General features: G+C 64.7%; 15 protein-coding genes. 9 read left to right on the forward strand and 6 right to left on the reverse strand.

Features of this window, described 5'->3' with window-relative positions; genetic code table 11:
• Positions 1 to 6: 6 nt before the first annotated feature.
• Positions 7 to 924 carry a LysR substrate-binding domain-containing protein gene (locus NKI54_RS25850; RefSeq protein WP_352635398.1) on the reverse strand — a complete coding sequence of 306 codons (918 nt, stop codon included), beginning with the start codon at positions 922 to 924 and terminating at the stop codon, positions 7 to 9.
• Positions 925 to 1044: 120 nt separating this feature from the next.
• On the opposite strand from NKI54_RS25850, the gene NKI54_RS25855 reads away from it, so the two are divergent.
• From NKI54_RS25855 to NKI54_RS25885, 7 genes are all read left to right on the forward strand, one after another.
• Positions 1045 to 2364, forward strand: coding sequence for an MFS transporter (locus NKI54_RS25855; protein ID WP_352692653.1), 1320 nt, complete (start codon positions 1045 to 1047; stop codon positions 2362 to 2364).
• 107 nt (positions 2365 to 2471) lie between these two features.
• Entirely contained in the window at positions 2472 to 3656 is a 1185-nt protein-coding gene (locus tag NKI54_RS25860) for a cell wall hydrolase (RefSeq protein ID WP_352456843.1), read from the forward strand.
• Positions 3657 to 3911: 255 nt separating this feature from the next.
• Positions 3912 to 4310: an AtpZ/AtpI family protein gene (locus tag NKI54_RS25865; protein ID WP_352456844.1), complete on the forward strand. Its 399-nt coding sequence runs from the start codon at positions 3912 to 3914 to the stop codon at positions 4308 to 4310.
• A gap of 70 nt (positions 4311 to 4380) precedes the next feature.
• On the forward strand, positions 4381 to 5139 hold the full coding sequence (locus tag NKI54_RS25870; protein ID WP_352449933.1) for a F0F1 ATP synthase subunit A: 759 nt from the start codon (positions 4381 to 4383) through the stop codon (positions 5137 to 5139).
• A gap of 66 nt (positions 5140 to 5205) precedes the next feature.
• Complete coding sequence (locus NKI54_RS25875) at positions 5206 to 5430, forward strand: F0F1 ATP synthase subunit C (protein WP_006206606.1); 225 nt, start codon at positions 5206 to 5208, stop codon at positions 5428 to 5430.
• 65 nt (positions 5431 to 5495) lie between these two features.
• Entirely contained in the window at positions 5496 to 6071 is a 576-nt protein-coding gene (locus NKI54_RS25880) for a F0F1 ATP synthase subunit B (protein ID WP_352692654.1), read from the forward strand.
• 10 nt (positions 6072 to 6081) lie between these two features.
• Entirely contained in the window at positions 6082 to 6573 is a 492-nt protein-coding gene (locus tag NKI54_RS25885) for a F0F1 ATP synthase subunit B (RefSeq protein ID WP_023674071.1), read from the forward strand.
• A gap of 252 nt (positions 6574 to 6825) precedes the next feature.
• Here the strand turns inward: NKI54_RS25885 and rnhB are convergent, their stop codons facing one another.
• Both rnhB and NKI54_RS25895 read right to left on the reverse strand, forming a co-directional pair.
• Positions 6826 to 7521 (reverse strand): ribonuclease HII, encoded by a 696-nt coding sequence (rnhB, locus tag NKI54_RS25890; RefSeq protein ID WP_352449930.1) that lies wholly within the window; start codon positions 7519 to 7521, stop codon positions 6826 to 6828.
• 165 nt (positions 7522 to 7686) lie between these two features.
• Positions 7687 to 8841 (reverse strand): PA0069 family radical SAM protein, encoded by a 1155-nt coding sequence (locus NKI54_RS25895; RefSeq protein WP_352692655.1) that lies wholly within the window; start codon positions 8839 to 8841, stop codon positions 7687 to 7689.
• Between the two features lie 151 nt (positions 8842 to 8992).
• Between NKI54_RS25895 and NKI54_RS25900 the strand changes: the two genes are divergently transcribed.
• A complete protein-coding gene (locus tag NKI54_RS25900) occupies positions 8993 to 9496 on the forward strand; it encodes a glycosyltransferase (RefSeq protein WP_292664385.1) in 504 nt (167 codons plus the stop codon).
• 185 nt (positions 9497 to 9681) lie between these two features.
• Positions 9682 to 10656: a phytanoyl-CoA dioxygenase family protein gene (locus NKI54_RS25905; RefSeq protein ID WP_352692656.1), complete on the forward strand. Its 975-nt coding sequence runs from the start codon at positions 9682 to 9684 to the stop codon at positions 10654 to 10656.
• A 33-nt stretch (positions 10657 to 10689) separates the two neighbouring features.
• Here the strand turns inward: NKI54_RS25905 and moaB are convergent, their stop codons facing one another.
• Genes moaB through NKI54_RS25920 form a run of 3 tightly spaced genes read right to left on the reverse strand, consistent with a single transcriptional unit; the run spans position 10690 to position 12332 of the window.
• Positions 10690 to 11232, reverse strand: coding sequence for a molybdenum cofactor biosynthesis protein B (moaB, locus tag NKI54_RS25910; protein WP_352682803.1), 543 nt, complete (start codon positions 11230 to 11232; stop codon positions 10690 to 10692).
• Positions 11219 to 12121: a 4-(cytidine 5'-diphospho)-2-C-methyl-D-erythritol kinase gene (locus tag NKI54_RS25915; protein ID WP_352692658.1), complete on the reverse strand. Its 903-nt coding sequence runs from the start codon at positions 12119 to 12121 to the stop codon at positions 11219 to 11221. The genes moaB and NKI54_RS25915 overlap by 14 nt, the downstream gene beginning before the upstream one ends.
• A 25-nt stretch (positions 12122 to 12146) precedes the next feature.
• Positions 12147 to 12332 carry a membrane protein gene (locus NKI54_RS25920; protein ID WP_023674078.1) on the reverse strand — a complete coding sequence of 62 codons (186 nt, stop codon included), beginning with the start codon at positions 12330 to 12332 and terminating at the stop codon, positions 12147 to 12149.
• Positions 12333 to 12371: the final 39 nt, after the last annotated feature.

Consider the following 12371-nt stretch of genomic DNA (forward strand, 5'->3'; position numbering starts at 1 on the left):
CTGCCTTTACGCTACGTTGCGCAGAACGGGCGCCGGTTGCGTCTGCGGCAAGGCTTCAAGCGCTGCCTGCAGCAGGATGTCGCCAAGCCGCGCTGCCACGGGGTCGGGCTCGGCCTCCTTGCGATGCAGGAACAGCGCCATCTTGGGCAAGGCGGGCAGCCCGGCGATCTCCGGCGTCATCGCCCTGACGGTGGCCGGCAGGCCGATATCGGTGCGGATCGTCAGTCCGAGCCCGGCGGCGACGGCTGCCCAGATGCCGCCAAGGCTCGGGCTGGAGAAGGCCATCCGCCATGCCAGGCCGGCGCGGTCGAGCGTTTCGGTCGCCACACTGCGCAGCAGGCACGGCGCTTCGAGCGCCACCAGCGGCAACGCCTCGCCATCGCGCAGGCTGGTCTCGATCTGTTTTGCCGGGCCGATCCAGCGCATCTGGACGTCGGCGACATGCCGGCTGCAGGGCAGCGTCGCGCCATTGTGCCAGGCAAGCGCGATATCGAGGCTGCCCGAAATGATCCGTTCGGCAAGCTCATGGCTGCGTGCGATCCTGGCCTCGATCTTGACCTTGGGATGGGCGCGGGCGAAGCGCCCGAGCACCTCCGGCAGCACCGCCTCGCCGAAATCCTCCTGCAGCCCAAGCCGCACCCAACCCTCCAGCTCGACATCGTGGATGGCGGAGGCGGCCTCGTCATTGAGCTCGATCAGCCGCCGCGCGTAGCCGAGCATGGTCTCGCCCGCGTCCGTCAGCGCCAGGCCACGCCCAGATTTGCGGAAGATCGGCGTCGCCGCCTGCTCCTCCAGCTTCTTCAATTGCGCACTGATTGCCGAGGTCGAGCGGCCGAGCCGGTCGGCGGCCTTGGCGAAGCTGCCCAGTTCCATGCCGGTGACGAAGCTGCGCAGGACGTCGAGATCAAATGTCACGCGTCGCATGGCGATAATCCTGATATTCGGGACATTACGTCAAAAACTTCCTGATATTCAGTACGAAGCTATGGCGGTAGAGACAGCGCGTCAACACCGAATGCAGCCGACCCATGCAGGAGCTGAACCATGTCCGCTGTCGCCACACGAGCAGATTGCAAACCGCTTCGCCCGGCCGCCGTTGCCGCCCCGTCAGAAGCGGCGGCACTTCGAGCCAATCATCGCTGGAAGGTGCTGGGCATCGGCGTCGCCGCCAATGCCTGCTTTTCCGCGACCTTCTCCGGCATTCCGGCGACGGCGGTGTTCCTGCGCTCGGGCTACCATCTCTCCAATGGCGAACTCGGCCTGGCACTTGGCCTTCTCGGCCTGGGCGTGGCGCTGAGCGAATTGCCGTGGGGGCTGCTGACCGATCGCTGGGGCGACCGCCGCGTTCTGCTGACCGGGCTCGGCGCAACCGCGGTTTGGCTGCTTGTCATGGCTGCGCTGGTCGTGCCGTCACCGGCCCATATTCCCGGCATCGCGCTTCTCGCCGCTGCCCTGCTGGTCACCGGATTGCTCGGCGGCAGCGTCAACGGCTCCAGCGGCCGCGCCATCATGGCCTGGTTCGGCGAAGGCGAGCGCGGCTTTGCCATGAGCATCAGGCAGACGGCGGTGCCGCTTGGCGGCGGGCTTGGCGCGCTCGTGCTGCCGTCGCTCGCTTCAGCCCATGGCTTCACGGCAGTCTTCGGACTTTTGGCGGCTGCATCCGCGGTCTCGACCTCGCTCGCCTGGCGCTGGCTGCATCAGCCGCCGGCGCATGATGATGCCAATTCGGGCAGCATGGCATTGTCGGCCGGCCCGGCGCCGCTGCGCAACCCGGCCGTCTGGCGCATCGCAACAGCCATCGGCCTGCTTTGCTTTCCGCAGGTGGCGGTGCTTACATTTGCTTCCGTATTCCTGCATGATTTCGCCGGCATGGGAACAGCCGTGATCAGCGCTAGCCTCGCTGCCGTGCAGGTCGGCGCCATGGTCATGCGCGTCTGGAGCGGCCGCTACACCGACCGTCACGGCAACCGCCGGTCGTTCCTGCGTCTGTGCAGCATGCTGAGCGTGGCCGCCTTCACCGTGCTTGCGGCGCTCGTCTTGTTGGCGGCCCAATTCTTGTCAGGCCAAGCGCCGATGCTGTCGCCGGCGATCGTCGCGATGCTGGTCGTGGCCGGCATCTGCGTCTCCTCCTGGCATGGGGTCGCCTACACCGAGCTTGCGACGCTGGCCGGCGCCAGCCAGGCCGGAACGGCGCTCGGCCTCGCCAACAGTCTGGTCTTCATTGCCTTCTTCCTGGTGCCGATCGCCATTCCCGGGCTTCTCGTGCTCTGCTCGTGGGCAGGCGTCTGGCTGGGTGCGGCTATTTGCGCGCTGATCGCGTGGCCGATCTTTCTTCCGCCAACGGATAGCCGCAAAAGCGCCTGACTTCGACACGAGATGGGAAAACAACGTTCTAAGCTGTTAACGCCCCATCAAGGTTAATGCATCATTGTAGCTCTCCAGTGGGGTCCGTTGCGTTTCTGGAGAGTTCCGTGCATCGACGTGTTTTGACGCGGCTTGTCGCCGCCGCCGGTGAGAAAAAGCGTTCCTTCCTGTCTCCGTTCATTATTGGCCTTGGCATCTGGATCGGCTTTCCGACGGTCGCTGCCTATCAGGACATGACAAGCCTGGTCTCCGGTCTTGAGGCGCCGAGCGTCCGCTGGAACGCCTATGTCGAGAAATCCGTCGCCGGCTCCGTTCACGCAGCCGAAATGCCCTTCCTCGATTCCAGCAGCACCGGCTCGCTCTCCGGCTCCGGTGTCCAGTTGCCGGGCGTCGGCGCCGTCTCCTTTCGCGGCAAGGGCGGCATCGCCGGCACGACGCCGGACGAGAACCGCATCACGCGTGCCGAAAAGAAGGGCCGCATCATCCAGGTCTCGCCCGTCTCGCCGCCGAAGAACTTCAACGCCGGCTCTATCTTCGAGCGCACCTCTTCGCTGCTCCGCCCAAGCATGGATAGCGGCTTGAGGATGGCCTTCGCCAAGCCCGAGATCAAAGGCAAGGAAATCCAGATCGCCGCCGCCTTCCACACGCGCGTCGACAAGAAGCCGGATCCCGGCGTGCCGGCGATGCTTGCCGCGCTGGTCAACAATGATCATCCTGACGTGCTGGCGACCGCCTACGCCTCGTCCGCTCCCGATTATGCACAGGCGTCGCCTTTCGAGGCCTTGCTGCAGGACGAGGACCCGAACGATGGCCGCTTCATTCCGCCGCTGAGCAAGGGCGATCATTCTTGGATGCAGACGCCGCTGCCAGCGAGCGTCTTTTCCAAACCGGAGCAGGCCTGTCTCGCCAACGGCATCTATTTCGAGGCGCGCGGCGAAGCCGTGCGTGGCCAGGCCGCCGTTGCCCAGGTCATCCTCAACCGCGTCCGCAACCCCGCCTATCCGAACTCGATCTGCGGCGTCGTCTACCAGAACGACAACTGGTTCAACCGCTGCCAATTTTCCTTTGCCTGCGACGGCAGGAAGAAGCGCATCGACAACGCCGCCGCCTACAAGACCGCCCAGGATGTCGCCATGGCCGTCACAGCCGGCAAGATCTTCATTCCGGAAGTCGGCTCGTCGACCCATTATTACGCCAACTACGTCCATCCGGGCTGGGCGCGGACGATGCAGAAAATGACCAGGATCGGCCTGCACATCTTCTACCGCACCTATGGCGGCGGCTGGAGCTGAGTGCTCGGGCAGCCCTTGCATCTTTCGCGCGAGAGCGGCCGATCGAAGGCCCGTCGCCGTAGGGATTCGGCCGCAGCCCGCCAGAGGCCGCGTCGGGCACGATGTCGCACCCGAGCAAGTAGCTGATTTATAACAAAAAAATACTTGAGCTTGAACGTCCGCCCGTGGCTTGACGGGCGCGGACCCTCTAACTATGTTGCCGGCGACTTTAAGAAGCGGACGGACGGTGACGGTCTGACCGGGCAGGGGGGTTGCGTGGCCGACAAGAATGGGCCAGACGGAACCGGAAAAACCGGCCGCGGCAAGCAGCATGAAGCCGATATCCGCGACGAGGATCTTGAGCGCCGCCGGCGCGACCTTGAAGCATCGCTTGCGGCAAGGCGGCCGGACCGGCTCGAGGGGAAAGACGACGCGAAAGCGGGCAGTGCGGCCGGGTACGGCCAGGCGCTCAAGCTGTCCAGCGAGTTCATCGCCGGGATAGTGGTCGGTGCGGCTCTCGGCTGGTTTATCGATCGCGTGGCGGGGACAACGCCATGGGGTCTGATAGTCGGGCTGCTGCTGGGTTTTGGCGCCGGCGTGCTCAATGTCCTGCGTTCAGCCGGGCTTGTGTCGGAATTCGGAACGGGCGACAAGCCGCGCGATCCGAAAGAATGAATTGAGGCGCCGCATGCCGGCGCATTGAACAGGATACTGAAGCCGTCTGCGGCTTTGATGGGGATTTAAAGTGGCTGCTGACAAGGTCGATCCGATCCACCAATTCCAGATCCATCCGATCATTCCGATTCACATCGGCGGCTACGACCTGTCTTTCACCAATTCGGCTCTGTTCATGCTTGCGACGGTTGCTGTCGCATCGGCGTTTCTCTACCTCAGCACGTCGAGCCGCAGCCTCGTCCCGGGCCGCCTTCAGTCGGTCTCGGAAATGGCCTATGAATTTGTCGGCAATATGCTGAGGGACGCCGCGGGCACGCAAGGCATGAAGTTCTTCCCCTTCGTGTTCTCGTTGTTCATGTTCGTGCTTGTCGCCAACCTGCTTGGCCTGTTCCCGTATTTCTTCACCGTCACCAGCCACATCATCGTCACTTTCGGCCTTGCGGCGCTGGTGATCGGAACCGTGATCGTCTACGGCTTCATGAAGCACGGTCTCGGCTTCCTGAAGCTGTTCGTGCCGAAAGGCGTGCCCATCGTGATGATGTTGCTGGTCGTTCCGATCGAAGTGATTTCCTTCGTCTCGCGTCCGGTCAGCCTCTCGGTTCGTCTGTTCGCCAATATGTTGGCCGGCCACATCACGCTGAAGGTGTTTTCGGGATTTGTCGTCAGCCTCAGCGCTCTCGGCACGCTTGGCATTGCAGGTTCGGTCCTGCCGCTGGCGATGGCCGTGGCGTTGACGGCTCTGGAGTTGCTCGTAGCGCTCTTGCAGGCTTACGTCTTTGCCGTGCTGACCTGCATGTATCTGAACGACGCATTGCATCCCTCGCACTAATTGGATTTCCGGCATTGCCGCCGGATGGAATCGCAACGGAATTTTAGATCCAAAGGAGTTGAACAAATGGACGCAGAAGCAGCAAAGTACATCGGCGCCGGCATCGCATGCCTCGGCATGGGCGGCGCGGGCATTGGCCTCGGCAACATCTTCGGCAGCTATCTGGCGGGCGCGCTGCGCAACCCGTCGGCCGCCGACGGCCAGTTCGGTCGTCTGATTTTCGGCTTCGCCGTGACCGAAGCGCTGGGTATTTTCTCGCTTCTCATCGCGCTTCTCGCCCTGTTCGGCTGAACATTGGGAAGAATTGAACAGGCCGGCCGCGATCCTGCGGCGGGCCTGAATTTCGGGGATAGTCCATGTTCGTGACATCTGCCTTTGCGCAAGAGTCCGCGCCCGCCGTCGAAGAAGGCAGCGCTGGCACCGGTGTGCCTGCCGAGGCGCACGGCACGTTCCCGCCATTCAATCCGGCGACGTACCCCTCGCAGCTTCTATGGCTGGCAATCACCTTCGGGCTGTTTTATCTCTTCTTGAAACGGGTGGTGATGCCGCGCGTTGGCGGCATCATCGACGTGCGCAACGACCGCATCACGCAGGATCTCGACCATGCTGCCCGGCTCAAAAGCGAGGCCGATGCCGCCGTTACCGCCTATGAGCAGGAATTGGCGGAAGCCAAGGGCAAGGCCAATGCGATCGGCCAGCAGGCCAACGATGCGGCCAAGGCGGAAGCCGAAGCTGCCCGCAAGACGATCGAGGCAGCGCTTGACCAGAAGCTTGGCGAGGCCGAGGCGCGCATATCTTCCATCAAGGCCAATGCCATGAAGGAAGTCGGCACGATCGCCGAGGACACCGCTTCGGCCATCGTCGAGGCGCTTGTCGGCGGCAAGGCCAGCAAGGCCGAAATCGCGGCCGCGGTCAAATCCGTGGCCGGGTGAGGAGCGCATCATGGACGCCACATCTCTCGCGACGCTTTGGGCAACGGTTGCCCTCGTAATCTTCCTCGGCATCGCCATCTACATCAAGGTGCCGGGCATGATCGCCAAGGCGCTCGATGCGCGTGCCGACAAGATCAGCTCCGAGCTCGAGGAGGCGCGCCGGTTGCGCGAAGAAGCCCAGCAGCTGCTTGGCCAATACCAGCGCAAGCGCAAGGAAGCCGAGCAGGAGGCCGCGGCCATCGTTGCCGCCGCCAAGCGTGAAGCCGACATGCTTGCCGCCGAGGCGCACAAGAAGACCGAGGACTATGTCGCCCGGCGTACCGCTTTGGCCGAGCAGAAGATCGGCCAGGCCGAGCGCGAAGCAATCGGCGAAGTGCGTGCCAGCGCCGTCGATATCGCGGTAGAGGCCGCGCGCGCGCTGCTGGCCGGCAAGATCGACGCCAAGGCCGGCGCCGACCTGTTCAACGCCTCCCTGCAGGATTTGAAGTCGAAGCTGAACTGAACGGCTGCATCAACAAGTCATCGAAAGCCGCCTGGGAAACCCGGCGGCTTTTTTGTTAGCGAAAGCGGCTGAGCGCGTAATCTCCCCCTGAGGGGGAGATGGCCGGCAGGCCAGAGGGGATCGCCGCGCGTGAAGCGCCAGCCTTCTCTTTCGTCCCGCATGGCGTCGCGCCAGGACGTACCGACCCCCTCTGTCGCCTTTGGCGACATCTCCCCCTCGAGGGGGGAGATTACGCCTAGCCGACAGGGTCGCTCAATCCAAACCCGAAAAACCCTCTTCCTCCAGCACCTCGGTGCCGCCGAACCGGAACGGCGCGAAGGAGGCGCGGTGCAGCCGTGCCACTGGCCCGTGCAGATCGATCGCCGTGCGATGGCGGACAGTGGCGTAGCCCATATGCAGTTCGAAGCCGTAATGCGCATGATGGCTGCCGCAGCCGCACATCATACGGTCGCGCATCACCTTGGCGACGATCGAGGCTGCGGCGATCGACTGCGAGCGCTGGTCGCCCTTGATCAGTGCTTTGCCCTCGCAGGGCAGGCCGGGCGGCACGTCGCGGCCGTCGGCCAGTGCCAGCTTCGGCCGGATTGACAGGCCGGCCACTGCACGGCGCATCGCCTCCAGGCTGGCCTTGAGGATGTTGGAGGCATCGATACCTTCGGCGCTGACCGACGCCATCGATACGGCGAGCGCGGAGCCGAGGATTTTCAGGAACAGCGCCTCACGCTGCAAATGCGTCAGCCGCTTGGAATCGTCGAGGCCGTCGGGGATGTTGGCTGGATCGAGCACCACCGCTGCCGCCACCACCGGCCCGGCGAGCGGGCCGCGGCCGGCCTCGTCCATCCCCGCCACCGGCCACAGGCCTTCGGCCATCGCCCTCGTCTCGAACGAGAAGTCGGGTTTCTCGACGATTTCGAAGAGAAGCGGAGAATCGGAACGCGGGCGAGCCATGGTGCGGCGAGGTTCGCATCGGCTCCGATTCTCCGCAAGTCCCTCCGGGTCGGGCGGGGCACCGGACCAGGAGGGGCTACCGTCTGCAAGCCCGGGGACAGGACAGGCCGGACGGGATTTTTCGCCTGCTGCGGCCGCTTCAAGCGGCTGGCGCGAGACGCTTTGTCACAGCAGCATCAGCTGCTCGGTTGCCTTGGCGGCGGGGACGAACTGGTCGGTCCTCAGCGAGCGCCGCTCGGCATTGAGGCCGAGCCGTTTGGCGGCGATCTCGAAGCGCCGGCCGATCTGCCAGGCATACGGGCCGGAGCCTTTCATGCGCTTGCCCCATTCCGAATCGTAGTCCTTGCCGTCGCGCATCGAACGGATCAGCGACATGACGTGGCGATAGCGGTCGGGATAGTGGCGCAGCAGCCAGTCCTTGAAGATCGGCGCGACCTCCAGCGGCAGGCGCAGCAGCACATAACCGGCCTCGCGCGCACCCGCTGCCCGTGCCGAATCGAGGATGCGCTCCATCTCCGGGTCGGTCAGTCCGGGGATGATCGGCGCGACCATGACCGAGGCCGGTATGCCGGCATCCGAAAGCTGCCTGATCGCCTCCAGCCGCTTGGTCGGCGTCGACGCGCGCGGCTCCATGGTGCGCGCCAGCATCCTGTCCAATGTCGTCACCGACAGCGCCACCTTGGCCAACCCGCGCTCGGCCATGCGCGACAGAATGTCGATATCGCGGGTCACCAGTGCCGATTTGGTGACGATGCCGACCGGATGGCCGCGCGCCTCCAGCACTTCGAGGATCTCGCGCATGATCCGGTATTGCTTCTCGATCGGCTGGTAGGGATCGGTATTGGTGCCGATGGCGATGGTGCGCGGCTGGTAATTATCCCTGGACAATTCCTTGTCGAGCAGCCGCGCCGCATCCGGCTTGGCAAACAGCTTCGATTCGAAATCCAGCCCCGGCGACAGCCCCATGAAGCTGTGCGTCGGCCGCGCGAAACAATAGACGCAGCCATGTTCGCAGCCACGATAGGGGTTGATCGAGCGGTCGAAGGAGATGTCGGGCGATTCGTTGCGGGTGATGATGGTGCGCGGCTTCTCGACCTGTACCTCGGTCTTGAAGGGCGGCAGCTCCTCCAGCGAATTCCAGCCGTCGTCGAACACGTGCCGGCTGACCGGCTCGAAACGGCCGGACGGATTGATGCCCGCCGACCTGCCGCGATTGCGGTCCGGGCGGACGCGCATGCCGCTCTGCTCGATCATCGCATTCGCCATCTCGGCCCTGCCAGCGCCGAAGGCGGCAATATCGGCACGCACGATCTGTTCCATTTTGGCCCTTTCCCAGGGACTGTCCGCCCGCTGTCGATTCGCTCTGCTCATGAATGTATTCCTATCGTATCGATGAGAACAAAGCAAGAACTTTCTCGCGGCGCGCCGCAAAAACTGGCGCTGCCCACCGCTTTCCGCTATTCGGCTAAACATGCTCAGCGTCCTGATCGAAACCCTGAATGACGAGGAGGGCCTTGCCCGCACGCTCGCCTCGCTGATCGGCGGCGCGGTCGAAGGCGTGGTGCGCGACGTTCTCGTCTGCGACACCGGCTCGACCGATCAGACGCACCGCGTCGCCGAACATGCCGGCTGCCACTATGTCAGCGGCGGCATCGCCGCCGGCATCAGGCAGGCCAAGGGCGACTGGCTGCTTTTGCTGGAACCGGGCGCGCGGCTGGGAGAGGGCTGGATCGACGAGGTCGTCGCTCATACGGCGAGGCAAACCATGGCGGCGCGATTTTCGCGGGCACGCGGCAGCCGCGCGCCGTTCCTGTCGCGGGTCTTTGCCGGAAATCGCGCTCTCGCCGAAGGCCTGGTGATCAGCAAGCGACAGGCCGCGGCGCTGTCGAAGAACGCCCGCAGCGCCGAAGCGATTGCCCGCGGGCTGGCGACCAGGAGGCTCCACGCCGAGATCTGGGTCGCGCCGCGGAAGTGACGGCTTACCGTCCCGGTCCGGGGAACGCCCAAGCAAATTTTCTGGCGGGTCGTGGTTTATTGTGCATTGCACAAAATCTGGCCGGGGGTTACCATTCCCAGCGATATGGGCGAATAGGGTTTGGGGTGTGCCGGAGCGGCGACGACTAACGTCGATGCTGTTCCCTCGACATTTTGAGGACCCCGATGACCCTTTCAAGCCCTGACAAGTCCGGCGCCGCAAGCCTCGAGGCGATCGCACGCAACGGCGGCACGCTGCGCCGCATCGCCGCCCGCATCCCGACCTATCTTTCCGACCTTCGCGAGAATCCGGCATGGCTGCCGATGTTCATGCTGGCCCGCACCATGCCGGCGCGTCGGCTGCACTGGCGCGGTGCCAAGCCCGTTCGGCCGGCGCGCAACGTCGGTGAAACGATGTTTGCCGGCGTCGATCGCAACGCCGTCGTCGGCGCGCTGCGGACGGAGGGGCTCTATTCGGGCCTGATGCTGCCGGCCGCCATCCATGAGGAGATTGCCCGCTTCGCCGAGCACACGCCATGCTTCGGCAATTTCGACCGCCGGCTGGAATTCCTGCCCGAAAAACACGCCGATGCAGAAAAGCATTTCGGCCGCCCGCTGCTCAGCGGCCATTATTTCGAGCGGGTCCTCGACTGCAGCGCGGCGGTCGCCGTGCAGCGCGATCCGCTGCTTCTCGACATCGCGGCGCACTATCTCGGCAGTCAGGCCAAGCTGATCACGACCCGTGTCTGGTGGAGCTTTCCGACCGGTGGCGTCTCGGACGCCGACAAGAACATGGCCTCGCTCGGCAAATACCATTTCGACCTCGACGACTGGCGCATGCTGAAGTTCTTTTTCTACCTGGTGCCGGTCGACGCCGACACTGGGCCGCATGTCTATGTCCGCGGCTCCCACAACCGCCGCATCCTGAAGCATCAGCTGACGCTGCTGGTCGGCCATTCGGCGGAAGAGGTGCTGGGCGTCTACGGCGAGCAGAGCCCGGTCACGCTGACCGGGCAGGCCGGTCTCGGCTTTGTCGAGGACCCGTTCGGCTTCCATATGGGTACCGTGCCGACGCGCACCCCGCGGCTGATGATGGAGGTTGGCTTCGGCGTGTCGCCGCCCTCGCGCCGCCGTTTTCACGGCGAGCCGGTCATTCGCTAAACCGAGGTCGCTTGGCTGATACCTCGGTTCGCCTCAGCCGCGCCGCAAATGCTCGTCCAGCCGCGGCATGATCTCGACGAAGTTGCAGGGCATGTGCCGGTAGTCGAGCTGCGGCTTCAAGATGCCGTCCCAGGCGTCCTTGCAGGCGCCCGGCGAGCCCGGCAGCACGAAAACGAAGGTGGCATTGACGACGCCGCCGGTTGCCCGGCTCTGGATCGTCGAAGTGCCGATCTTGTCGTAGGAGATGCGGTGGAACACTTCGGAAAAGCCATCCATGCGCTTTTCGAAGATCGGCTCCAGCGCTTCCGGCGTCACGTCGCGGCCGGTGAAGCCGGTGCCGCCGGTGGTGATGACGACATCGATCGCTTCGTCCTTCGACCAGCCCAGGACCTTGTCGCGAATCTTATCGCGGTCGTCGGTGACGATGTCGCGGGCGGCCAGGACATGGCCGGCCTCGGCGATACGGTCGGCCAGCGTCTGCCCGGATTTGTCGTCGGCGAGGCTGCGCGTATCGGAAACGGTCAGTACCGCGATGCGCACGGGAACGAAGGGGCGGCTCTCGTCAATCCTGGCCATGGGCATCAACCTCCGATGTCACGCTTCGCGTCGCCGCGACAAACCAGTCGGGATGGCGGCTGCGAATATCGACGGCCGCGCGCTTGGCCACATTGCCGGTCTCGAACAGCCCGAAGCAGGTGGCGCCTGAACCGGACATCCTGGCAAAACCGGCTCCGGCCTTGTTGAGCACGGAAATCGCCTTGCCGATGGCGGGCTGGATTGCGCGCGCCGCAGGCTCGAGATCGTTGCGGGTGACCTCCAGCCAGTTGCGGATGCCGTGGAAGTCGAGGTTGCGCGGCAGCGGCGGCAGCCCCGCATTGTCGCGGCGGCCAAGCGCCTCGAACACGTCGGCCGTCGAGACGGCAGTGCCGGGATTGACGAGCACCAGACCCAGCGCTGGGAAACCCGGCACGAGCGTCAGCTCGTCGCCGACGCCGCGGGCTATCAGCGGCTTGGCAGCGAGGCACATCGGCACGTCGGCGCCGAGCGACAGGCCGATCCGCGCCAGTTCGGCATCGCCGACATCAAGTCCCCAGGTCTGGACCAGGGCACGCAGCACAGCCGCCGCATCGCTCGACCCTCCGCCGACACCGGACGCAACCGGCAGGTTCTTTTCGAGCCTGATCGCGACAGCCGGCGCGTGCTGGAGACCGGCCTCGCGCCGCAGTGCATCGCGCGCTCTCACCACCAGATTATTGTCGTCGACCGGCACCGCGGAGGCGTATTTGCCAGACACGGAAAACCCATCGCTGTCGGCAAGTTCCGTCTCGATGCGGTCGCCGAAGCGCGTGAACACAGCCAGGCTTTCGATCATGTGATAACCGTCGGCGCGCTGGCCGGTGACGTGCAGCGCGAGATTTATCTTGGCGTGCGCATGCGATGCCCGGATGCTGGCCTCGGCGTTCACTGGCTCGGCCGCGAGGGGGACGACGTCAATCCTTGGCCAGACGGTATTCGCCGGTCTTCGGGTCCTTGACCAATGTTCCCATTGTACCGTTGGCGGCCTGCTTTTCGGTACGCCGCACCTTGGCGGTCACCCGCTCGGCTTCCCTGACGAAGGAGCGGTAGCCGAAATAGGCGGCAATGCCGACGACGGCGAAGAAAATGATCTGCGGCATGTCAAACTCCTCCCTCGCAAGGCCGGCAAGGCGGCCGGT

It is taken from the genome of Mesorhizobium sp. M0663, from assembly GCF_040320585.1.
Lineage (GTDB): Bacteria > Pseudomonadota > Alphaproteobacteria > Rhizobiales > Rhizobiaceae > Mesorhizobium.

What these genes read in the sequence shown, in the direction of transcription:
- NKI54_RS25905 (WP_352692656.1), top strand. Translation starts at nt 9,682, where the DNA reads ATGACCCTTTCAAGCCCTGACAAGTCCGGCGCCGCAAGCCTCGAGGCG.
- NKI54_RS25875 (WP_006206606.1), top strand. Translation starts at nt 5,206, where the DNA reads ATGGACGCAGAAGCAGCAAAGTACATCGGCGCCGGCATCGCATGCCTC.
- NKI54_RS25920 (WP_023674078.1), bottom strand. Translation starts at nt 12,332, where the DNA reads ATGCCGCAGATCATTTTCTTCGCCGTCGTCGGCATTGCCGCCTATTTC.
- rnhB (WP_352449930.1), bottom strand. Translation starts at nt 7,521, where the DNA reads ATGGCTCGCCCGCGTTCCGATTCTCCGCTTCTCTTCGAAATCGTCGAG.
- NKI54_RS25895 (WP_352692655.1), bottom strand. Translation starts at nt 8,841, where the DNA reads ATGGAACAGATCGTGCGTGCCGATATTGCCGCCTTCGGCGCTGGCAGG.
- NKI54_RS25885 (WP_023674071.1), top strand. Translation starts at nt 6,082, where the DNA reads ATGGACGCCACATCTCTCGCGACGCTTTGGGCAACGGTTGCCCTCGTA.
- NKI54_RS25850 (WP_352635398.1), bottom strand. Translation starts at nt 924, where the DNA reads ATGCGACGCGTGACATTTGATCTCGACGTCCTGCGCAGCTTCGTCACC.
- NKI54_RS25855 (WP_352692653.1), top strand. Translation starts at nt 1,045, where the DNA reads ATGTCCGCTGTCGCCACACGAGCAGATTGCAAACCGCTTCGCCCGGCC.
- NKI54_RS25880 (WP_352692654.1), top strand. Translation starts at nt 5,496, where the DNA reads ATGTTCGTGACATCTGCCTTTGCGCAAGAGTCCGCGCCCGCCGTCGAA.
- NKI54_RS25900 (WP_292664385.1), top strand. Translation starts at nt 8,993, where the DNA reads ATGCTCAGCGTCCTGATCGAAACCCTGAATGACGAGGAGGGCCTTGCC.
- moaB (WP_352682803.1), bottom strand. Translation starts at nt 11,232, where the DNA reads ATGGCCAGGATTGACGAGAGCCGCCCCTTCGTTCCCGTGCGCATCGCG.